This window comes from Herbiconiux liangxiaofengii, assembly GCF_041927335.1.
Classification (GTDB): Bacteria; Actinomycetota; Actinomycetes; order Actinomycetales; family Microbacteriaceae; genus Herbiconiux; species Herbiconiux liangxiaofengii.
Window position 1 is genome coordinate 127560 of sequence record NZ_JBHFHD010000001.1, and the last position, 21721, is coordinate 149280.

The window sequence follows — 21721 nt, forward strand, 5'->3', positions numbered from 1 at the left end:
GTCAGTTCCTTCCGCCCACTTCGACCGGAGGCCGGGGGATGGTGTCTTCGCCATGGGGATCGCCGTGGCCACGGTCGTCGACGCCGCCCGCGGCCCGCGCCTCGGCGTCGGCGCGGCTCCAGGCGTCGATCACCACGGCGGTGAGGTTGTCGCGGCCGCCGCGCAGCAGGCCCTCGTGCACGAGGCGGGTCGCGGCCTCCTGGGCCGACTGCTCCTCGATCAGCACGTGGGCGATGAGCTCGTCGTCGAGCTCGCCCGAGATGCCGTCGGAGCAGATCAGCATGCGGTCGCCCGACTCCACCGGCACCAGCCAGTAGTCGGCCTGGTAGGGGCCACCGGCCCCGAGCGCCCGGGTGATCACGTTGCGATCCGGATGACTGGCCGCCGCCGCGCGGTCGAGCTCGCCGCCGTCCAGCAGCTCCTGCACCACCGAGTGGTCGACGCTGATCTGCTCGAGCTCGCCACCGGTGAGCCGGTAGGTGCGCGAGTCGCCGAGGTTGAACACGAGCCAGTGGGCGCGGCCGTCGCTCTCGGCCACGGCGACGCCCGACACCGTGGTGCCCGCGCGGCGGAGTCCGGTCGACACGATGGCGGCGATGGCCTCGTGGGCGCGGTCGAACGCGAGCCGGATGTCGGCGGCGTCGATGCTGCGCTCGCTGGTGAGAGCCGTGAACGCGTCGACCGCCAGGGCGCTCGCCACCTCGCCCGCCTCGTGACCGCCCATGCCGTCGGCCACCAGGAAGACCGGCTCGGCGGCGAGGAACGCGTCCTCGTTGGCGCGCCGGCGCAGGCCCGTGTGGGTGGCGGTGCCCACGTGCAGCACGAGCTCGTCGCGCTCGACGCCCGACGTGCCCGAAGCGCCCACTCCGTCGCTCATGCCGACCCCTCCACCTGCAGCACCCGCGTGCCCACCCGGATGCGGTCGCCCGGCCGCACGGTGATGCGCTCGCCCGGGTCGAGCACGTACTCCACGCCGTCGGCCCGCACGATGGCGCTGCCGTTGGTCGAGCCGCGATCGCTCACCCACACGCCGTCGGGCTCCACGCCGAACTCGAGGTGCGTCTTCGACACGGAGAGGGTGTCGCCCTGCAGTGCGATCAGCAGATCGGAGCCGTCGCCGCCCGGTGCCACCGGGTCGCGACCGAGAACGCCGTGACGCGTGATCGGCACCACCTCGCCCGAGTCGAGCCGGAACACCACCACGCCGGCGGGCACGGAGACGGGCCCCGAGCCGGAGAGGCGCGTGCTGTCGAAGTCGTCGCCGAGCGCGGTCTGCGCCGGTGTCACGAGGGGTTCCGGCGCGAAGCCGGGCACGGTCGAGATGGGGGCGCTCGCCGCCGGAGCCATCGACGGCGAGGCCACGGGCGGGGGAGCGAACGTGGCGGGCACGGCTCGGGGAGCCGGCGGGGCCGGGGTCACCGCGTCATCCGTCGCCGAGCCGTCGAGCTCGAGCTGGCCCGGCCGGGCCTTCAGCGGGTTGGGGCCGGCCTTGACGTCGATCACCCAGGTGCCGGCGAGCTTGTCGTGCCAGCCGCGGCTCATCTTCGAGGAGTCCCAGAGCGGTGACAGCCACACCACGTACTGGCCGATGAAGAACACCAGCGAGGCGCCCCACACCACCAGCCCGCGCAGCAGCATGCGGCCGAGCCCCACCCGGGAGAGGGTGTCGAGTCGCACGATGCGCAGGCCCATGATGGCCTTGCCCGGCGAGAAGCCGAGGAACGACTGCATCAGCAGGTTCGCCAGCGGGTAGAGCAGCGAGGGCATCAGGAGCCCCACGGCGCTGAGACCGGTGAACTGGATGCTCGACCCCGAGGTGGAGAACTGCACCACCCCGAACGCCATCAGCGGCAGCACGATCACGAGCCAGAGGATGGTGCCGAACACCCCGTCGAGCACGAACGCGAGCACCCGACGTCCGTAGCCGGCCGGCATCACGTCGCCCTCGCGGATGGGCTCGACCGCGGGTTCCGGCCGCCAGCCGTCCAGCGGCGCCGCACCCGGACCGGCGCCGGGGGCCTGCCCCGCCACCCGGCCGAGGGCCGCCGACTGGCTGCGCGCCGAGGCGGGGGTGCCGCAGACGAGGCAGAACTGGGCGTTGCGGGGCACGGGCGATCCGCACTGCACGCAGGGTCGGCTGGCATCCGTCATCGTAGGGATCCTCCTCGCTTCGGCGCGCGGTCGCGGCGGAAGAACGATCGTATCGACCAGCGGGCCTTGAAGCGCACCCACCACGACTTCGAGGCGGCCATCGTGCTCACCACGGCGTCGACCTCGGTCCAGTACTGCTCCACGTCGTCGGGGCTCGGGTCGCCCGGCCCGAACACGCGGGCGTCGGCGGAGCTCGCCACCTCGAGCACCGGTGCGGAGGGGTACTCCGAGGCCAGCACGAGGGCGCCGTCGCGGCGGGTGACGCCCGAGGGCACGGGGGTGCCCAGGTCGCCGGCGCGGTCGACGATCTCGTCCCAGCCGCCGCTCACCCGGTCGACGGGGCGGGGAGCGAGCCGACGGCGCTTCCGGCGCCGGAGCTTGAGCAGCACGATCGTCAGCAGCGGCCCGAACAGCACGATCAGGGCGCCCAGGATGCTGCCGGCCACGATCACCACGGGCAGCAGGTCGAAGCCGTCCTTGTCGGCGTCCTCCTGCTCGGTGTCCTCGGTGCGGATGTCCGGCGGCAGCTCCGCGGGGGCCTGCGGCGGGGGCGGCGGCTGCAGAACCTGGGCCTTCGGGTCGGACTTCGGCTTCGGCGCCTCCTGCAGCGGAACCTGGTCCTCGGGCGGCGTGGGGTCGAACGACACCCAGCCGGCGCCCTCGAAGGGCACCTCCACCCAGGCGTGCAGGTCGTCGCCGGTGATGTCCTGCGTCGCATCCGGGCCGGCGTAGTCGTCGGGGTAGAAGCCCATCACCACGCGTGCCGGCATGCCGAGCGAACGCACCATCAGGGCCATCGCCACCGCGTACTGCTCGTCGTCGCCGATCATCTGCGGGGCGGTGAGCATGCTCGCGATGCGCTCGGCGCCGTGGCCCGCCCGCGAGACGGCCTCGCCCTCGAGACCGTGGCTGAAGAAGCCGTTCTGGCTGAGGTTCGAGGCGATGTTGCGCACCTCCTCGATGGGGGTGTCGGCGTCGCCCACGTACTCGGCGGCGAGCGAGCTCACCACGTCGGGCACGCCCGAGGCGCGGGGCATGCTCACCGAGTCGACCTTGCGGCTCACGAGCTGCTCGTCCTTCAGCTTCTTCGGGATCACCACGTCGAGGGAGTAGGTGTCACCGTCGGTGACGCCCACGGTGTCGATGGCCACGCCGGTGGCGGCGTTGTAGTGCAGGGCGCCACCGAGCTGGTCGGCACGGTCTCCGGTGAAGCGGAACCCGTCGAGGTAGCCCACATCGGGAACCCAGACCCCGTCGAGCCCGGTCACCGTCACATCGAGGGTGGCGGGGTCGCCCGGCACGTCGTTCGCGATCTCGCTCGACACCCGGGTGAAGGTGCCAGACCCCTCGGTGCCGTCGCCCGCGACGTCGTAGACGATGCCGTCGTAGCTGTCCATGGTGGCGAGACGGATGCGCGCGTCGTCGGGCAGGCCCTTCACGGTGAACAGCGACGTCTCCTTGAAGTCGCGCACGTAGCTGCGGTAGCCCACCAACGGGCTCGGGTAGTCGTGCAGGTCGAGCGGGGGCACGATCTGGTCGCGCAGCACCTCGCGCGCCGAGGCCGGAACCAGCAGGCCGCCGGTGACGGCACCCACCACGAGCGCACCCACCACGAGGCCGGCGGCCGTGGCCAGGCGCGTGGTGCGCAGCCGGCGCGCGGTGTCGGCGTCGAGCGAGCTGCCGCCGCCGAGGTTGGTTCCCCTGGCCGCCCGGGCTCGGGCCTCCTGGCGGCGCCAGGCCGTCCAGCCCAGCACGATGCCCGCGAACGCGAGCCCCTGCACCACGGGGAACGCGGCCTCCCGGGTGCCGAAGGCGATGCCGAGAACGAACAGCGCCACGAGAGGCAGCAGCGCCCAGGAGAAGCGCCGCAGGCGCAGCGCGAAGCTGGTGGCCAGCACGCACGCCACGAGGGCCGAGAGGAACGGCACCACCAGGGTGCCGTCGAACTCGCCGACGGGCACCACCAGGGTGAGGGCGTCCTTCCACGAGAACACGATGCCGAGCACGATGGTGCGGAAGGTGTCGAGGGTGGGGATGACGCCGAAGATCGTGGTGCCGGGCGCCGCCAGCGGGCCGCCGAGCAGCAGGTACACCACGATCGTCACCGCGGTGACGATGATCAGGTTCCAGCTCAGGCGCCAGCCGACGAAGCCGATGGCCGTGCCCAGCACGGCGCCGCCGAGCCCGGCGACGAGGTAGCCGACGCCGCCGAAGGCCGGGCCGAGGGTGATGAGCGACAGCAGCGACAGCAGCAGCATGACCCCCGCATCCGTCGCCATCGACCAGGCCGGGCGGGCGTTCGCGGGCAGCGGCGGCAGCAGCGGGGTGGAGGCGCTCGCGGCACGGCGGCCGGCGGGCACGGACGCGCCGCGGGCGGCGGGTGCTGAGGCGCCGCGGGTGGCGGCGGCCGCGGCACGGCGGCCGCGGGGTGCGGGAGGGGTGGTGGACATCAGGTGGTCGTCCTCCGGAGGGCGCGGGGAAGGTCGGTGAGGTCGCCCACCGTGAGCAGGGCGATCTCGCCCAGCTGGCGGAGCGAGATGGCGGCCCCCGGGCGGGCGGCGATCGCGATCACGCGCACGCCGAGCGGGATGTGCACCGAGGAGGCCTGGATCTGGGTGGGGGTGACCCCGCCGCCGAACACGAGGAAGGCCACCGAGGCCTGCGGCACGGCGGTGCCGGTGGCCTTGGCCAGCTGCACCACGTTCTCGCGGCGGTCGGCGGTGGCCACGTCGGAGAGGTCGTCGAGCAGGCGTCGTCCGGTCTCGGTGTGCAGCGTGGCCGAGGGGGTGAGCACGGTCAGCTCGCGCTCCTCCATCAGGGCCTGCACGCCGAGCGAACCGGCCACCGAGACGGCCAGCTCGAACTCCTCCTCGCCGTCCTCGGCGGGGGAGTAGTCGACCCGGTTGGTGGAGAGCGCGATGGCCAGGTGCGAGCGGCGGGTCTCCTCGAACTGGCGCACCATCAGCTTGCCGGTGCGCGCCGAGGTCTTCCAGTGGATGTAGCGCCGGTCGTCGCCCGGCACGTACTCGCGGAGCGCGTGGAAGGAGACGTCGTTGTCGGTGATGATGCGGCTCTCGACGCCCTCGAGGTCGCGCAGGAAGCCCGAGGACGACCCGCCGAGCGAGACGGTCTTCGGATGCACGAACAGGTCGACCGGGTCGGTCCACCTGATCTCGCGGCGCATCAGGCCGAGCGGGTCGCCGCGCACCGAGCGCACGGGGCCCACCACGATGACGGCGCGCTTCTTGGTGGGGATGCCGAAGAGGTCGTCGTACTCGGCGCCGGGGGCGAGGCGCGGCAGCTGGAACGAGGCGTAGGCCGAGCCGACGGGCAGCTCGATGCGGGCCGGCAGCAGCGGGCGCGCGGAGGTGTTCGACACGGCGATGCGGCCCACGGCGCGCTCACCCACCACCACGCGGTCCAGCGCCAGGTCGAGCCGCACGGCGTAGGCCGAGCGGCCCACCGCGAAGCCGATGGCGATCAGGAGGGCGGCGAGCAGCACGAAGCCGATCACGACCAGCTCACGCCAGCCGAACGCGGCTCCCGCCACGAAGGCGGCGATGGTCGCCCCCAGCACGGCCCAGCCGAAGCCCGACACGGTGCCGAAGACCGGCCCGGCCACGGGGCCGACGGCGCGGCCCGTCGTGAGCGCGGCCGATCGCACGGCCGGCCATCCGGTGCCGGTCACCCAGCGACCGGGCGCCGTGCGCCCGATCATCCGCGCTCGTTCCCCCAGCCGGCTCATGCAGCCGGTTGCCTCGACTGCGGCGCGGCGACGTCGGCCAGCACGCGCGCGAGCACGCCCTCGGCCGAGGCGCCCGAGAACTCGGCCTCGGCGTCGAGCACGAAGCGGTGGGTCCAGACCGGGCCGGCCAGCACCTTGATGTCGTCGGGCAGCACGTAGTGCCGGCCCTGGGTGGCGGCCCACACCTTCGAGGCGCGGATGAGCGCCATGGCACCACGCACCGAGACGCCGAGGCGCGACTCCGGGGCCGAGCGGGTCTCTTCGGCCAGCTGGGCGGTGTAGCGCAGGATGGCGGGGTCGACGTGCACGGTGGAGGCGAGATCGGCCATGTCGGCCACGGCGGAGGTGGTGATCACGGGCGACAGGCCCGAGGAGGGGTTGCGGTTCGCGGAGCCCGCGAGGATCTGCTCGGCCGAGGCGAGATCGGGGTAGCCGATGCTCGTCTTGATCAGGAAGCGGTCGAGCTGGGCCTCGGGCAGCCGGTAGGTTCCAGCCTGCTCGATGGGGTTCTGGGTGGCGATCACGAGGAACGGCCGGCCCACCTCGTGGGCCACGCCGTCGACCGACACGCGGGACTCCTCCATGACCTCCAGCAGAGCCGACTGGGTCTTCGGGCTGGCGCGGTTGATCTCGTCGGCCAGCACGATCGAGGCGAAGATCGGGCCCTTGTGGAAGTCGAACTTGCGGGTGTCCTGGTCGTAGATCGTCACACCGGTGACGTCGGAGGGCAGCAGGTCGGGCGTGAACTGGATGCGCTGGCTGGTGCCCTGCACGGTCGCCGCGATGGCCTTCGCGAGGCTGGTCTTGCCGGTGCCCGGCGCATCCTCGAGCAGCACGTGGCCCTCGGCGATCATCGCCATCAGGGTCAGGCGCACCACGTGGTCCTTGCCGAGCACGGCGAGGCTCACGTTCTGCACGAGGCGGTCGAAGGTGCCGGCGAACCACGTCGCCTGCTCGGGTGTCATCGTCATCGTGTTCCTTGTCTCGTGGCTACCAATTGACCTTGTTCGATTCGATTCCGTTGGGGCCGGCACCGGGGCCCGTGATGGTCACCCAGACCTGCGTGCCGTTGTAGCCGTAGTACGACTCGTTGTTGCGGGTGTGGGTGGTGCCGCTCGCGGTGAACGAGACCGAGTTCCACTCGCCGTCACGGGCCGACATGTAGTGCAGCACGTAGCTGCCGCCGGGCTTGAGGCCGCTGAACGTTCCGTTCACGTAGGCGCAGCCGGACGACTCGCAGGTGCCGGGCTTGAAGACGTTGGCGCCCTTCGAGACCGATCCGGAGACGCTCGGCGGTTCCTCGCCGGAGCGGGCCGAGTCGGAGGCCGACGCCTGGCCGCCCTCGGTGTCCTGCACGCGCACGGAGATCGAGTGATCCTGCGAGTAGCCGTCGCCGACTTCGCGCGACCCGCTGCCGTTCACCTGCTCCTCGGCGCCGCCGTCGATGCTGATCCACATCGTGTACTGCCGGCCGTTCGTCGCGGGGGCCGTCCAGCTCACGGTGACACTCTTGGCGTTGCCGGTGGCACGGGCGCCCGGCTGGTTCGGCGGGCCGTAGGGGTTCGCCGCGTTCGACGTGCCCTCGGCGCCGGGGCTGACGCCCTCGACGGTCGACACGCCCCAGACGGAGATCGTGTAGTCGTTGCCGTTCGACATGCCGCCGATCTGACCGCCGCCCGACGGGATCGAGCCCGTCGCACCGCTCTGGTTGACGCGGTAGCGGTAGGCGACCTCGCCCGGCTTGCTGCCGTTGGTGGCACCCGGGCTGAACGTCACGTTCAAGACACCGTTCGCACCGGTGGGCGCCGCGGACACGTTCGTCGGGGCCGAAGGCGGCACCGCCGCCCGCCGGCCGGCCGACTGCTGACTGAAGGCCGAGTCGCCCGCCTTGTTGTGGGCCGAGACGGCGAAGGTGTAGTCGGTCTCGCTCGTGGCGACCGTGACGTTGGCCGAGGTGCCGGTGACGGTCTGGGTCGACTGCACCTCGCCGCCGCGGAGGGTCTGCAGCTGGTACGAGCTGATCGCGTCTCCGTTCGCGGCGGGTGCCGTCCACTGAACCTGGATCTGGGCCTGGCTGCCCACCGGGGAGGCCGGCGTGGTGGTGGGTGCACCCGGGGTCTCCGGAACGCCCGCGGGGATCTCGGGAGCCGACATCCCGCTGAAGTCCGAGGGCTCGGGGGCCTTGTTCACGGCCTGCACGCGCACCGTGTACGCGGTGCCGTTCTCCAGCCCCTCCCACACGATCGAGTTGCCGGTGACGCCGTAGCGCGAGGGCGCACCCCGCGACGGGGCGGGGGTGATCTCGAGGTTGTACGACTGCACGGCCGATCCGTGCGTCGGCGGCGTCACCCAGTTCACCGTGAGGCTCTTGTCGCCGAACACGAGGGTGGGCGGCTGCGGCTGGTCGGGACGGGCATCCGGTCGGGCCGGGGCCGACGAGGGCGAGGGGTCGGAGACGCCCACCGAGTTCGTGGCGGTCACCGAGAAGGTGTACTCCACGTCGTTGGTGAGGCCGTCCAGCGTGCACGTGGTCGACGCGCAGGTCTTCGAGTACCCCTGCGGGCTCGTCACGGCGTAGCTGGTGATCTCGGCGCCGTTGTTCACGGGCGGGTTCCAGTTCAGCACCACGGTGCGGTCCTGGATGCTCGTGACCGTCGGCGTGGCCGGCGCATCGGGCCGCCCCTGCACGGTGAGGCGGATGCGCGCATCCGCCGTGCGGGTCGGGTCGCCGGTGGCGTCCTGCACCGTGTAGGCCACCACCATGGTGCCCACGAACGAGGCGTCGGGGGTCACCGAGACGTTGCCGCCGTCGACGTTCGCGGAGCCGCTGCCGGTCTCCACGACCGCCTGGGTGATCTGCAGCGGGGTGTCGGGGAACGGGTTGAAGTCGTTCGCGAGCACCGGCACCGACACGGTCTGGCCCTGGTTGGCCTGCGGCACCACGTCGTCGGTGGCCGAGGGCGGGTTGCGCGTGGTGGCCAGCACGTTGATGGTCACCTGTCCGCGCACCGGGGCATTGGTGCCGTCGGACACCTCGATGTCGAGGGTCGAGGGGGTGCGCGGGGCGTCGGCGTTCGCCTTGACCTTGATGGTCGAGCCGTCCAGGCTCGCGGTCACGCCCTGGGCGGGCTGGCCCACGATCGAGAAGCTCAGCTTCTCGAGCTCGCCGTCGTCGGGGTCTTCGGCGCTGGCGCGCAGGTCGAGTGCCACCTCGTCCTCGCCGGCGGCCACGTTCACGGTGGCGCCCTTGAAGGTGGGCGGCGTGTTGTAGTCCGACACCACGGTGATCGGGATGACCAGGGTGGCCTTGCGCCCGTTCGGGTCGTCGGGCCCGGTGCCGTCGGTCACCTCGAAGCTCAGCGCGTCGGGCCCGTCGTAGCGGGGCTTCGGCGTGTAGCGCATGGTGCTCTCGTCGACCAGCAGGTTGGCGCCGTTGGAGTTCGCGGCGCGCACCTTGTCGGCCTCGGTGATGCGGGCGGTCTTGCCGTCGCCCACGAGCACGTAGTCGGAGAGCTTGACGTCGACCGTCTGGCCGTCGTTCACCACCAGGGGCTCGATGCCGGGCCGCAGCACCGGCGGCAGGCTGTCGCTGCCGGGCACGGTCACGAACGCCGAGGCCGAGAGGCCGTCCTGGTCGGTGACCGTGTAGGTGATGATCTGCGAGGTGGGCAGCAGCTGGATCTGCAGGTTGCCGTTCGACAGGGGCGTCGCCGCCGGGTCGGCGGTGGAGACGACCAGGCCGTCGATGGTGCCGTCGGGGTCGTCGTCGTTCTCGCGCACGTTCACGTCGACCGTGGTGCGGTCGAGCATGTCGGCGACCGGAACGGCGTCGTCACGGGCGATCGGCGCGGCCAGCGGCGCATCCGGGCTCACCGTCATCAGCAGGGTACCCGTGGCCTCGGCGCCCCAGCGGTCGACGATGGCGTACTGCAGCGTGTAGTCGCCGGGGGTGCTCGGAGCGGTGACCATCACCCGGCCGCCCTCGACCGAGGCGGTGACGCCGTCGGGAACCGTGAGGCCGTCGGAGCGGATGGCGATCGGGTCGCCGTCGGGGTCGTTGTCGTTCTCCATCACGTCGACCGCCACCGTGCGGCCGGGGCGCGCGGTGATGGTGTCCTTCACGGCGTAGGGCGGCTGGTTGGAGTCGCTCGCGGGGATGATGCCCACCAGAACGGATGCGGTGGCCGTCGCCCCGAGCCGGTCGCGCACCGAGTAGGTGAAGGTGTCGGTTCCGGTGGAGTCGGGGTACGCCTCGTACACCAGCCACGCCTCGCCCACCTCGGTGATGCGCCCCTTGCCGGGAGCGGAGCTCTGGCCCACGAGTTCCACGGAGTCACCGTCGGGGTCGATGCCGTCCAGCGGGATGGGGATGCGCACCGTCGTGCCCTGCAGGGCACGGATCGTGACGTCCTCGGGCCGCGGAGGCGAGTTGGTGCCGTCATCCGGGCCCACGATGCGGATGGTGATGTAGCCCGCATCCTTCTGGCCCTGCGAGTCGACGACCTCGTAGGTGGCGTAGACGGTCTTGGGCTCGGGGCCCGCCTTGAAGCGCACGGTGTTGCCGGCCACGAACACCTGGCCGTCGGCCGGGTCGATCAGCGGGTCGATCAGGGTGGGCGAGAGCGAGAGGGTGTCGCCGTTCGGGTGGCTGTCGTTCGCCAGCACCGGGATGGTGACGATGTCGTTCACGCGCACGGTCACGGTGTCGTCCTCGGCGTGCGGCGGGAGCAGGCGATCGGGCGCCGGGATGGGCGTGATGAACACCTCGCCGCGCGAGGCGGCGGCCCCGTTGGAGACCGTGTAGGTGATGGTGAGCGGGGCGGTGAGCCCTCGGTCGGTGATGCGCAGGATCTCGTGCTCGAGCACCTCCACGCTCACGGCGGCCTCGGCCGGCACCTGCACCGACTGCACGGCGAGGATGCCGCCGTTCGGGTCGGTGTCGTTCGAGAGCACGTTCACGAGGGTCGAACCGCCGCTCGGCAGCTGGGCGGTGTCGCGCACGGCGATGGGCGCGGCATCCGTGTCGGTGACGGGAAGCACCGTGACCCGCACGAGGCCCTCGGCCGTCTTCGGGCCGTCGGAGACCAGGTACTGCACGTAGTAGTCGCCCACCGTGCTGCTGGTGAAGCCGAAGGTGCCGGTGGTGTAGTCGGGCTCCACCTCGGCGCCGGTCGCCGGGTTCACCTTCGCCAGGCGGAGTGGTGCCCCCGAAGGACTGAGGTCGTTGTCGAGGGGCGCCACGGTCACGCGCTCGTCGACGGTGGTGACCACGGTGTCGCCGTTGGTGACGGGGGCGAGGCTGCCGGGGTCGCGCACCTGGAAGCGCACGGTGCCCTCGCTCTCGCTGCGGCCGTCGGAGACGGTGACCGTCACCTCCTTCGGGCCGGTGTTCTGGTCGACGCTGGTGAAGGTGATCTGGCCGTCGGGCCGGAACTGCACCTGGTCGTCGGTGCCGGTGGAGGCGCCCACCACGTACATGTCGTCGCCGTCGGGGTCGGAGAAGTCGGGCAGCACGTTGTGGCTCACCGAGGCGCCGAGCTCCACGAGCACGTCGCTCACGCGTTTCTCCACGGGCGGCGTGTTCTGCTCGGGCGAGCGCACCGTGAGCGAGACCGTGGCGGTGTCGCTGCCCCCGCGGCCGTCGTCCACCCGGTAGGTGAACTTGGCGCTGCCGGTGGCGTCGGCGGCCACCACGATCTGCAGCGCCGCACCGTTCAGGATGCGCTGCACCTCGCCGATGCCCGGCTGGTTTCCGTCGAGCGCCGCGGTGAGCATGTCGCCGTCGGGGTCGATGTCGTTGTCGAGCACGGGCAGCACCACGGTGCGGCCCGGTCGCACGCCGTACTCGTCGTCCTCGGCCGTGGGCGGGGTGTTCTCCTCGGTGCGGTCGGGCAGCAGAACCTGGAGCTCCTCCTCGGTGCTGTCCTCCTCCTCCTCGGAGTCGCTCTTCTCGGGGGGAGGTGCGATGTCGTCCCAGTTGTCGACCTTCTTCATGTCCTGGTTCACCAGGAACACGACACCGGTCGACACGTCGTTCAGAACCACCACGTCGCGGTTCACGCGGAAGCGCAGCTGCGCGTCGGCCGCGAGGCCCTCGATCTGCTGCTGCACGTCGTCGGCGTCGCCGGTGCAGTCGCGCAGGTACGAGCCCGATCCCGCCCAGGCCGCGTACGCGCATCCGTTGAGGTACACAGGAGCGGCCGGGGTGCCGGGCTCGCCCTTCGTGGTGATGACGGTGGCCTCGCCGCCCGAGAGGGGCTGACGGATGAGGGAGGTGGCGGTGGCGACGAGCACGTCGTCGCTGGCGGGGCCGGTCGGCTGGATGACGCCGTCCACCGCATCGGGCAGGGTGACCGAGGCGCCGCCGGGCAGGATGACGGTGCCGGTCGTGGCGTCGAAGGTGACGGCCTGGTCGCCCACCGTGGTGAGCGTGAGGCGGGCGCCCTCCTCGATCTCAGGCAGGTCGCTCGTGGTCGGTTCGCTGGCGAGCGCGCCGTCGGCGTCGCGGGCGAACTCGAGCTGGCGGCCCGCCGAGGGCGAGATGGCGTGCACGTTGCCGTCGACGTCGGCCACCGCGGCGCCGGAGCCGCCGAGCTCCTCGAGAGGCTTGTCGGGGTCGAGCTGCAGCGAGCCCGCGCGGGCGGCGTCGCCGGCCCAGAGCTCGCCGGTGTCGCGGTCGAGCACCGAGACGGTGGGCCCGCCGAGCGACACCGCGGCTTCGGGCGGCAGGATGAGCGGCGACTCGAGCGCCATGGTGATGGGGTTCACGGGGGTCAGCGAGGCGCCGGCCGCGTCGAGCATGAGAACCGTCTCGTCGTGCTGGAGCACGTCGAAGTCGGTGGAGGCGGTGCGCAGACCGCCGTCGATCACCTGGGCGGGGTGGTTGAGGTGGCCGAGCAGGAGGCCGGTGGGCTTGGTGACCCAGACGCCGCCGTCGTTGAGGTCGACGTCGGCGGTCTCGATGCCTTGATAGAGGAACGCCATCGTCGTCACGCTGATGGCGAGAGCAGCGACCGTCGCGACGGATGCCGTCGTCGCCTTGCGTCGTCGGATAGCCTCGAACAGCCTCACGGGTCTCCACATCGTCACGTATGTACAGCGGTGCGGGTAAGACTGCGGGGCGTACCGGCATGGCAAGAGCCGTGGCCTTCGGCTCTCGACTTCGGGTGCGGAGAGCCCCCCACGTGGGCCATTCAAACACGGTTCGCGAAATCCACCCAAATCGAGTGCCCCCAGTAGTGGGGGGAGTTCTCCCCATTGACGCAAGGGGCTTCCGCAGCGAGCCGCGTTATGCTCGCCAGGTGTCGAGGACGAGGGAACGCCAGCGCCGGCGGAACTCCCGCCGCAAGCGGGCGATCGTGGTCTCCATCGCGACGGTCGTGGTCGCGTCGGTCGTCACGTTCGGCGCTCTGGCGGCCACCGGGGTGCTGCCGCTCGGCCACTCGGTCTCGGCCGAGCAGGTCGGCACCACACCCGCCACCGGCACGCCCACGCTGCCGGCGCCGTCGTTCTCGACGACGCCCTCGCCCACACCGTCCACTCAGGCGGCAGACGCCACGGCGGCCCCCTCGGCCCCGCCCGTCGCGCCCACCGAACCTCCGGCACCTCCCGCTCCCGCCTCCTTCGACCGATCGGCGAACTCCGTGGACGATCCGCTCAGCCCCTGGGTCGTGGTGAACAAGCTCCGCCCCATCCAGGACGGCGCCGACTACGGGCCGCCCGACCTCGTCGACCTGCCGGGCGACATCCCGAACCCGAACGGCTACCAGCTGAGGGCCGACGCGGCGGCGGCACTCGTCGACATGTTCCACGCCGCCCACGACGAGGCGGGGCTGCACCTGGTGGCGCAGAGCGGCTACCGCTCCTACAGCGTGCAGGTGCGCGCGTACGACTACTACGTCAACTCGCTCGGGGTGGCCGGAGCCGACCTCACCAGCGCCCGCCCCGGGTTCAGCGAGCACCAGACCGGCATGGCCATGGACATCCTCGACACCGACTCGGGATGCTCGACCGACGGCCGCTGCTTCGCCGCCACCCCCGCCTACGCCTGGCTGCAGCAGAACGCCTACCGGTTCGGCTACGTGCTGCGCTACCCCGACGGGGGAACCCCGGTGACGGGCTACGAGTTCGAGCCGTGGCACTGGCGCTGGGTGGGGGTGCCGCTCGCCACCGAGCTGCACACCACGGGCATCCCGACGCTGGAGGAGTTCTTCGGGCTGCCGGCCGCGCCGAGCTACGCGGGCTGACGCTCCGTACTTCTCGAACGACCCCCGGCCGTTCACGTCGCGGCCCTATCATGGCGCCGTCGTCGATCGGGGGAGGGGGTGGCGGGCTGTGGCTGCAGCGCGGCTCCGCATCCTCCGGCGACGGTGGCTCGTCGGCACGGCCGGGGTGCTGGCGGGATGTCTGGCCGTGGGCGGCCTCGTGGCCACCGAGCCGCAGCCGCCCGAGCACGAGGTGGCGGGGGATGCGGGGGTCTGGGTCGTCAACCGCACCCTGGCGAGCCTCGGCCGGTACGACACCGCGGTCGACGAGCTGAACACGGTCGTCGGCGACGACGCGGCGGGGCCGGACACCTCGGTGGTGCAGAGCGGCACCATCGTGCTGGCCGTGGATCCCCGCGCCCGCACGGTGCAGCGGGTCGATCCCGCGGCGGCCCGGGCCGTGGGGTCGGCGTCGCTCCCCGAGGGGGCGGTGGTCACGATCGCGGGAGACGACGCCGCCATCGTCAGCGGTGACGGAGGCTTCTGGACGGTTCCGGCCGGTGCCCTCGGGTCGTTCGACCCGCACGCCCCGCCGCTCGTCGAGCTCGGAGCCAGGTCGGTCGTCACCGGCACCCCCGCCGGCGGGGTGCTGGCGGTCTCGCCGACCCTCGGGGAGGTGCGCGTCGCCGAGCCCGGCCGGTCGCTGGGCGACGCCGCGCGGGTGCCGATCACCCTCGACCGCGGCGTCGTCCCGCAGGTCGTCGGCACGCTCACCGCGTGGGCGGTGCTGTCGCCCGGCTCGGCCATGCTGCACACCTCGATGGGCGACATCGACCTGACGGGGGTGCTCGGTGCCGGTGACGGGGCCGTGCTCCAGGCCACGGCCGACATGCCGCGGGTGGCGCCCCCGGCCACCACCGACCCCGGGTCGGTCTATCTCTCCACCCGCTCGTCCTTGGTGCGGGTCGATCTGCGCACCCAGACGGTCAGCACGCTCTCGTCGGGGCACTCGGGAACTCCCGTGCGCCCGGTGGAGGTCGACGGATGCGTGTACGCGGCCTGGTCTGACGGCTCGATGTGGCGCTCGTGCGACGGGTCGCCGGGAGTGGTGGCGGTCTCGGCGCGTTCCGGACGATCGGGAACCCTCGTGGGCCTGGAGAGAGGTGCCCGCCCGGTGTTCCAGGTGAACGCCGACCGGGTCGTGCTGAACGATCCGGCGTCGGGCACCATCTGGGCCGTGCAGACCGACAACCGCGCCGTCTCGAACTGGGCCGAGCTGATCGAGCCGCCCGGTGGAACGGTGCTCGCCGCGGGCGGAGACGATCCCGCCGCCCCTTCGGTGGCCCCGGAAGGCCCGGTGCAGACCACCGGCCCGGTGGCGCCGCGCCCGACGCCGTCACCGACGCCGCGTCCGGTCGCGCCGGTGGATGCTCCCTCGAGTCCGCCCGACGATTCCGGTGCGGCAGCCCAGCCGGCACCCGTGGTGGTCGACCCGCCGACTCCGACGAACGTCTCCGTCTCGGTCACCGACGCCCCCGGCGGCTCGGCGACGGCCGCGCTCAGCTGGTCACCGTTCGGGGGAGCGGTCGGCTACTTCCTGCAGAGCCTCGGCCCGGGCGGGACGAGCGGTGCCGTGCCGTGCACCGTGGGATCGGCGGGGCCGGTGGCCCCGGTCGGCGGAACCGTCTCGGCGCTGGGAGACGTGTCGGAGGCCCGGGTGTCGGGGCTCCTCCCGGCGCCCGGTGCCTACGGCTTCCTGGTGTGGGGCTTCAACGCCTGGGGCTGCGCCGCGAGCGCGCTCGTGACCGTCACCGTCGAGCAGCCGCCGCATCCGCTCACCATCACGGCCGTCGACGGGCAGATGATCGACTCCGGCACCGATTACGACTACCAGATCACGGGCATCGCCCCGGCCGCCGGCTGGTACGAGCTGCAGCGACTCGAGTCGGGCAGTCCGGTGGGGGGAGTGGCACGGGTTCTGGGCGCGGGGGTCATTCCCCGAACCGTCACCGGCGGGCCGTTCGGCGAGCTGTACGAGTACCGGCTGCGTGCCTGCGAGGGCGAGCCGTCGACGGATGCGCCGCCGGTCGCCGGGTCGCCGGCCGACCCGTGCGGCCCCTGGTCGCGACAGCTCGCCCCTGAGCCCTCGGTCACCCTCGCGGTCGAGCAGGTGCACTACGACAGCGCGGCGGGGGCCTGGTCGTTCCTCCTGCCCGACAACGGCGCGCTGCGAGCCCGGGTGGTCTGCGGCAGCGACTCCGGCACCACCGGCGACTTCGCCGCGAGCCCGGTCGGATGCTCCACCACGGTGCCGGCCGCCGTCGACGACGCGTTCCTCAGCATCGCGATCGGCGGGCGCTCCCGGGTCTTCCGGCCCTGACGCGCCCGCCGAGGCGGAGTGGTCACTGGCCGACGTAGACCGAGGAGGCGGTGTTGTTGAACGTGCCCATGGTGGTGCGCGAGACGTAGGGGCCGTACTCGGCACCGGTGTAGTTGCTGTTGGCGAAGAAGGTGGCCGAGCAGCCGTTGTACGACTGGAACGACTCGAAGCGGTCGTTGAAGGTGCCGAAGTTGGTGAAGCCGTACGCGTACCCGTTGGTGCAGATGTTGGTGTTCGAGGTGAAGTAGCTGTTGCTCGGGCCGGTGAGGCCGGTGTTGTCGTAGGCCGTGAGCAGCAGGTAGTCCACCGCTGCCGCCGCGGGCGCGGCCGTGGCCTCGCCGGCGCCGCGGGCGGCGGCCGGCCCGGTCGTCTCGGCCACGACCGGGCGACCGGTGGCGTTCTCGATGGCGTCGACCGGATCGACGGAGGCGTCGAAGCATCCGGTCGCCCCCGTGTCGAGGTTGGTCCAGCAGGAGACCGGGCTGGCCGACGCGGTGGCGGCCGGGCCTGCGATGAGCAGGGTGAGAGCAGCGGCGGCGGTGAGGCCGAGGGCGGCGAGACGGCGGGAGGCGGGCTTCCGCGAGGGTGTGAGAGTGTGCATGGCGTCAGTCAAGTGGGGCCGGGGACGGGGCGGCAGGAGCTCGACCGGTCGTGGAGATGAAGCTTCGGGAGCCATCCCGACCACCGGCCGCACGAGCGGTGACGGGCTCGCGAACGTTGCCGGTGAGGGGTAACGAACTGGTTCGGCTGCACAGATATAGAGGAAGAGACTCGTTCCGCCCCGGCACGCGGGGTGCGGTACAGTCCGAGAAATGGACGCGCCTGGGGATGAGCGCCTGCTCGCTGCCGCATCGCGGGGCGACGATCACTCCTTCGCGGCGTTCTACGATCGCCACGTCGAGGCGGTGTACCTCCAGTCGTTGTCGGAACTCGGTGACGAGGACGAGGCGCAGGACGTGACGCAGGAGGTGTTCGCCATCACCTGGCGGAAGCTGAAGCGCATCCGTCTGGTGAGCGGCTCGGCACGCCCGTGGTTGCTGACGACCTGCCGCAACGTCACGGCCAACCGGCTGCGTTCCTTGGGGCGTCGGCCCGCCATCGTGTCGCCGATCGAGGCGGCACCTACGCTGACCGATACGGACCGGGTCGACGAGAGAGTCGACTCCGAACTACTGATGAACCGGCTGGAGAGGGAGGTGGCGACGATGAACGAGCTCGATCGGGGCGTGTACCGCGCCATCATCCGCGACGGCCGCTCCTACGACGAGGCCGCCTCGGCCCTCGGCATCTCGGCGGCCTCGGTGCGCAAACGGCTGAACCGTGTGCGCACCCGGCTGCGGGAGACGGCGGAGGGCGAGCGATGAGCACCGATCCCCGGTTGAGCGACGAGCGCCGTGCCGCCATGCGCGGGTGGGTGCTCGACTACGTGGCGCGGCGGCGCAGGATGCGGCGCCGCATCGTGGTGGCCGGCACCGGAGTGCTCACCGCGGCCGCACTCGGAGCGGCGGCCTGGGTGGTCGTGGCACCGCAGGCCGAGCAGGAGCGCACCGTGACGTGCTACTCGGCGGCCGACCTCGGCTCCGCATCGGCCGACGGCGAACGCTACTCGGGCGACGCGGTGGGCGACCCCGGCGAGCACGCGCTGAGCATGTGCTCGGCCCTCTGGGCGGCCGGCGTGCTGCCCGTCGGTGGGGCGGCTCCTTCTCCGGGGGCGACACCCGCGCCGGTGCCGCCGCTGACGGTGTGCGTGCGCTCCGACCAGACGCTCGTGGTGTTCCCCACCGGCGATCCGGCCTTCTGCGAGAGCCGCCAGCTGGCCGACTACTCGGCCGGCTGAGGTCGCTCTTTCCGCAGAATCGCGGTCGTTACCCCTCCTCGCACGGTTTCACGAAACCTTCATTCCCCGGCTCCGAAACCGGAGCGGATCGTTCGCGCAACCGTCTCCCGTGACCCCCGCATCCGGGCCTTCTCAGCCTGCATACTCATTGCGGATGGGGCGTCGGCCTGAAATTCATCACCTGAAGATCAGCCCCCGGCGCGCCCCCACAGTCTTCGCTCGAGCGAGTCAGCCCCCTGTGCTGAACGAGCGAAGTGCCCGCCTCCAGCGGATCTGGTGGCGGGCACTCACAGGGATCGCCTGGGCCCGGTTGCAGCTGGGCAAGGCATCAGCACTATAACAAAGGAATCTTCATTCTCATGAGAAAGTCATCCTTCGCCCGCGTCGCGTCGGTCTGCGCCGCCGCACTCGCCCTCACGCTCGCCGGCGCCACCGCCGCCTCGGCCGAGCCCAACCCGCTTCCCACCCCGGGCACCCCCGCCAGCTACCGCACATACGCGGCCGTCGGCTCCGACACCATCCAGGATGTCTGGAACGGTCTGTCGAACGGATCGGGCGCCGTTGCTCCCTCCGTCGCCTCGTGGAACGCCTTCCCCTCCACCCTGTCGAGCACGATCCAGACCAAGGACGGCGGCGCGATCTTCCTGCGCCCGCGCGGTTCGGGAGCCGGCGTCAAGGCGCTCAGTGCCTCGGTGCACACGCCCTTCCTCTACGACAACGGAGCGGGCAGCACCGTCAACGTGCAGGGTCAGGTCGACTTCGCCCGGTCGTCGTCGGGCCCCGCTGCCACCACGGTGACCAACCAGCTGAAGTACATCCCGTTCGCCCGCGACGCGGTGAGCGTGGCCTACCGGGCCGCCAGTGCCGCCGCTGCGACGCCGACCTTCACCAAGGCGCAGCTGAACGCGATCTTCTCCTGCACCTCGTCGGCCGATGGCGTGATCGGCGTCTCGGGCGGCTTCCCCACCATCGCTGCCTCAGGCCAGGTGCTCAAGCCGCAGCTGCCGCAGACGAGCTCGGGCACCCGCTCGTTCTTCATCAGCGCAATCGGCCTCACGACCGTCGGCGGCTGCGTCGTGTCGGGTGCCGCGGAGAACGACGGATCGGTGCTGACCGCCACGGGCGACATCATCCCGTTCTCGGCCGCGCAGTGGATCGCCCAGAAGAACACCAGCACCACGGGCGTCACCAACACCGTCTCGAACGCCGCGCTCAAGATCGCGAACTTCAACAACGGCACCACCACGAAGACCGCTGTGGTCGTCACCTCGGGTGTGGCCGGACCGGGCACGCTCTACGGTTCGGCGACCACCGTTCCGAACGCCAGCACCGACCCGCTCGCCCGTGACACGTACAACGTGGTCGACGCCAGCGTGATCGGCACCGGCACGGCGACGGGCCTCGAGAAGGTTCTCACCACCGATCTGTCGACCACGGCCGCGAAGGCGACCATCTCGAAGTTCGGGTTCCTGAACCTGTCCTACCTCGGTGACCGCACGCTGTACCGCAACGGCGCCTACACCAACTGATCCACCCGGTGAGCCCGGCCGCGACCCGGCCGGGCTCACCGCCCTTCCCGCCTGAACCACCCACAGCGCCACAGAAAGTCTCACCTCGATGAACACCTTCCGGTACACCGCACCCGCCCTCTGCATCGCCCTCGTCGGCGCTGCGCTCGCCCTGGGGGTGCCGAGTAGCGCGATCGCGGCCGGTGACACCAGCCCCGCGAGCATCGGCTTCTCGCCCGATCACGGCTCGTGGAGCGACACCGGCGCGGTGATGACGACCGACTTCAGCTGCCTCCCTGCGGCCGACGGCCAAGAACTGCGGATGAGCGGCTTCATCTCCGATGTGGGGGCCGAGTCGCCCGACGTGCCCGCCGACACCTCGGCCTTCAGTTTCTACCCCTTCACCAAGTTCGATGCCACCGAGGCGTCCTTCGTCACCGACGTTCCCGTCGACGCCGACGGGTCACTGCCCGATGATCTGAAACTCGACATGTTCATGTCGGGCTCGTGGGCCGACAGCAGCGGCGGAGCCGTTCCGGACATGGCGACGGCGCTGACCCCGGGGAGCACGCACAGCTTCGGCCTCTACTGCTACGACAACGTGAGCTTCACCTACCAACGCGACGCCGACGGACGCGTCCACTCCGCGTGGACGCCGCTCTACATCGGCGCCGACGGGTCGTGGTCGTTCGTCGAGGGCGGCACGCCCGCCGAGCCCGTCGACACCGCCGTCGACCTCGCCGGTGCTCTCAACGCCGACCAGAAGACGATCGATCTGACGGCGACGGTCAGGGCCGCCTCCGGCACCATTTCCCTCCCGGATGCGACGGGCACCGTCACCTTCCGCGAGGGCACCACCGTGGTCGGCACACCGGTCGCCGTCACCAACGGCGCCGCGAAGGCGTCGATCTCGGGGCTTGCCGCCGGCGATCACAGCTTCACCGCCACCTACACCCCGGATGCCGCCGCGAGCGTGAAGTACCGCGAATCGCCGGCATCCGCTGCGACGCCGGCGATCACCGTCCCGAAGTCCGTGGACACGCCGGTGGTGCCGGGAACAGAGCTCGGTGCCGGCGACCGGGTGACGGCCGGCACGCAGTACAAGGTGACGCTCGCCGCGAAGTCGTTCACCGCCGGTGACTCGGTGTCGGGCACCATCCGGCCCGACTCGATCACGCTGAGCGAGAAGGCCACCGTGGCCGCCGACGGCTCGGTCGTCTACGGCTTCACCGCCCCGGCCGGGCTCGCCACGGGCGACCACCAGCTCGTGCTCGCGGATGCCCACGGCGGCTCGTTCCAGGTGGCCTTCACCGTGGCCGCGGCAGCGCCGACCCCGACACCCAGCGCGACGCCCTCGTCGACCCCGCCCGCCGCCGCCCAGAACGGCACTCCGGCAGCCGGGGCCAACCAGGCCGTGAAGTTCGCCACCGACTGGATCGGCGGGATGGCCGCGACGCCCATGGGTGCCGCCACCCTCTTCGGATCGCTGCTGCTCGCCACCGCGGCGGCCGTGGCCGGCTGGCTGGTGTTCTGGCGCCGCCGCCCCGGAGCCACCACCGGCCGCTCCTCGGCCCGCTGACCGACCTGTTCCGACCGACTCCCACCACCTGAAGACTGAGGTTCGAACGCGTGCACACCGCTTCACGAGTGCTGGCAGCCGTGGCTGCCGCCGGCCTGATCTGCTCGACCATCTCGGGCGCGATGCTGCTCGGGCAGCCGGCCACTGCATCCGCAGCCCCCTCCCCGTCTCAAGGATGGGGGGCTCAGGGGGCCTTCAGCTCGTCGAGCCCGGTCACCGTGCGCTGGGACAATGCGCGAAACAGCGCCGAGAACACGGTGTCTCGCGACGCGTCGACCGTGCTGCCGCACACGGCGGACAAGACGTACGGCGACATC

General features: G+C 71.8%; 14 protein-coding genes. 6 read left to right on the plus strand and 8 right to left on the minus strand.

What is annotated here, in order from left to right:
* Window position 1 precedes the first annotated feature (1 nt).
* The 6 genes from ACEXOR_RS00610 to ACEXOR_RS00635 are packed head-to-tail and all read right to left on the minus strand — an operon-like array spanning window position 2 to window position 12967.
* On the minus strand, window positions 2-877 hold the full coding sequence (locus ACEXOR_RS00610; protein WP_374847407.1) for a PP2C family protein-serine/threonine phosphatase: 876 nt from the start codon (window positions 875-877) through the stop codon (window positions 2-4).
* Window positions 874-2151 carry an RDD family protein gene (locus ACEXOR_RS00615; protein WP_374847408.1) on the minus strand — a complete coding sequence of 426 codons (1278 nt, stop codon included), beginning with the start codon at window positions 2149-2151 and terminating at the stop codon, window positions 874-876. Before ACEXOR_RS00615 ends, ACEXOR_RS00610 begins: the two co-directional genes overlap by 4 nt.
* Window positions 2148-4601, minus strand: a complete 2454-nt coding sequence (locus tag ACEXOR_RS00620) for a transglutaminase-like domain-containing protein (protein ID WP_374847409.1) — start codon at window positions 4599-4601, stop codon at window positions 2148-2150. Before ACEXOR_RS00620 ends, ACEXOR_RS00615 begins: the two co-directional genes overlap by 4 nt.
* On the minus strand, window positions 4601-5869 hold the full coding sequence (locus tag ACEXOR_RS00625; protein WP_374847410.1) for a DUF58 domain-containing protein: 1269 nt from the start codon (window positions 5867-5869) through the stop codon (window positions 4601-4603). Before ACEXOR_RS00625 ends, ACEXOR_RS00620 begins: the two co-directional genes overlap by 1 nt.
* Window positions 5870-5892: 23 nt before the next feature.
* On the minus strand, window positions 5893-6867 hold the full coding sequence (locus tag ACEXOR_RS00630; RefSeq protein WP_374847411.1) for an AAA family ATPase: 975 nt from the start codon (window positions 6865-6867) through the stop codon (window positions 5893-5895).
* A 19-nt stretch (window positions 6868-6886) separates the two neighbouring features.
* Window positions 6887-12967, minus strand: a complete 6081-nt coding sequence (locus tag ACEXOR_RS00635) for an Ig-like domain-containing protein (RefSeq protein WP_374847412.1) — start codon at window positions 12965-12967, stop codon at window positions 6887-6889.
* Window positions 12968-13197: 230 nt separating this feature from the next.
* On the opposite strand from ACEXOR_RS00635, the gene ACEXOR_RS00640 reads away from it, so the two are divergent.
* Together ACEXOR_RS00640 and ACEXOR_RS00645 are read left to right on the plus strand one after the other, a co-directional pair.
* The gene (locus ACEXOR_RS00640) at window positions 13198-14142 is read left to right on the plus strand and encodes a M15 family metallopeptidase (RefSeq protein WP_374847413.1); all 945 of its coding nucleotides are present in this window, start codon (window positions 13198-13200) and stop codon (window positions 14140-14142) included.
* 88 nt (window positions 14143-14230) lie between these two features.
* On the plus strand, window positions 14231-16480 hold the full coding sequence (locus ACEXOR_RS00645; RefSeq protein ID WP_374847415.1) for a RodZ family helix-turn-helix domain-containing protein: 2250 nt from the start codon (window positions 14231-14233) through the stop codon (window positions 16478-16480).
* A 22-nt stretch (window positions 16481-16502) separates the two neighbouring features.
* Here ACEXOR_RS00645 and ACEXOR_RS00650 read toward each other — a convergent pair whose 3' ends face one another.
* The gene (locus tag ACEXOR_RS00650) at window positions 16503-17081 is read right to left on the minus strand and encodes a hypothetical protein (RefSeq protein WP_374847416.1); all 579 of its coding nucleotides are present in this window, start codon (window positions 17079-17081) and stop codon (window positions 16503-16505) included.
* A gap of 211 nt (window positions 17082-17292) precedes the next feature.
* On the opposite strand from ACEXOR_RS00650, the gene ACEXOR_RS00655 reads away from it, so the two are divergent.
* The 4 genes from ACEXOR_RS00655 (at window position 17293) to ACEXOR_RS00670 (ending at window position 21404) form a co-directional block, all read left to right on the plus strand.
* Window positions 17293-17844 carry an RNA polymerase sigma factor gene (locus ACEXOR_RS00655; protein ID WP_374847417.1) on the plus strand — a complete coding sequence of 184 codons (552 nt, stop codon included), beginning with the start codon at window positions 17293-17295 and terminating at the stop codon, window positions 17842-17844.
* Complete coding sequence (locus ACEXOR_RS00660; RefSeq protein WP_374847418.1) at window positions 17841-18317, plus strand: hypothetical protein; 477 nt, start codon at window positions 17841-17843, stop codon at window positions 18315-18317. The genes ACEXOR_RS00655 and ACEXOR_RS00660 overlap by 4 nt, the downstream gene beginning before the upstream one ends.
* 359 nt (window positions 18318-18676) lie before the next feature.
* A complete protein-coding gene (locus ACEXOR_RS00665) occupies window positions 18677-19846 on the plus strand; it encodes a hypothetical protein (protein WP_374847419.1) in 1170 nt (389 codons plus the stop codon).
* An 88-nt stretch (window positions 19847-19934) separates the two neighbouring features.
* Window positions 19935-21404 carry an Ig-like domain repeat protein gene (locus ACEXOR_RS00670; protein ID WP_374847420.1) on the plus strand — a complete coding sequence of 490 codons (1470 nt, stop codon included), beginning with the start codon at window positions 19935-19937 and terminating at the stop codon, window positions 21402-21404.
* Between the two features lie 184 nt (window positions 21405-21588).
* Here ACEXOR_RS00670 and ACEXOR_RS00675 read toward each other — a convergent pair whose 3' ends face one another.
* On the minus strand, window positions 21589-21720 hold the full coding sequence (locus ACEXOR_RS00675; protein WP_374847422.1) for a hypothetical protein: 132 nt from the start codon (window positions 21718-21720) through the stop codon (window positions 21589-21591).
* Between the last annotated feature and the right edge of the window lies 1 nt (window position 21721).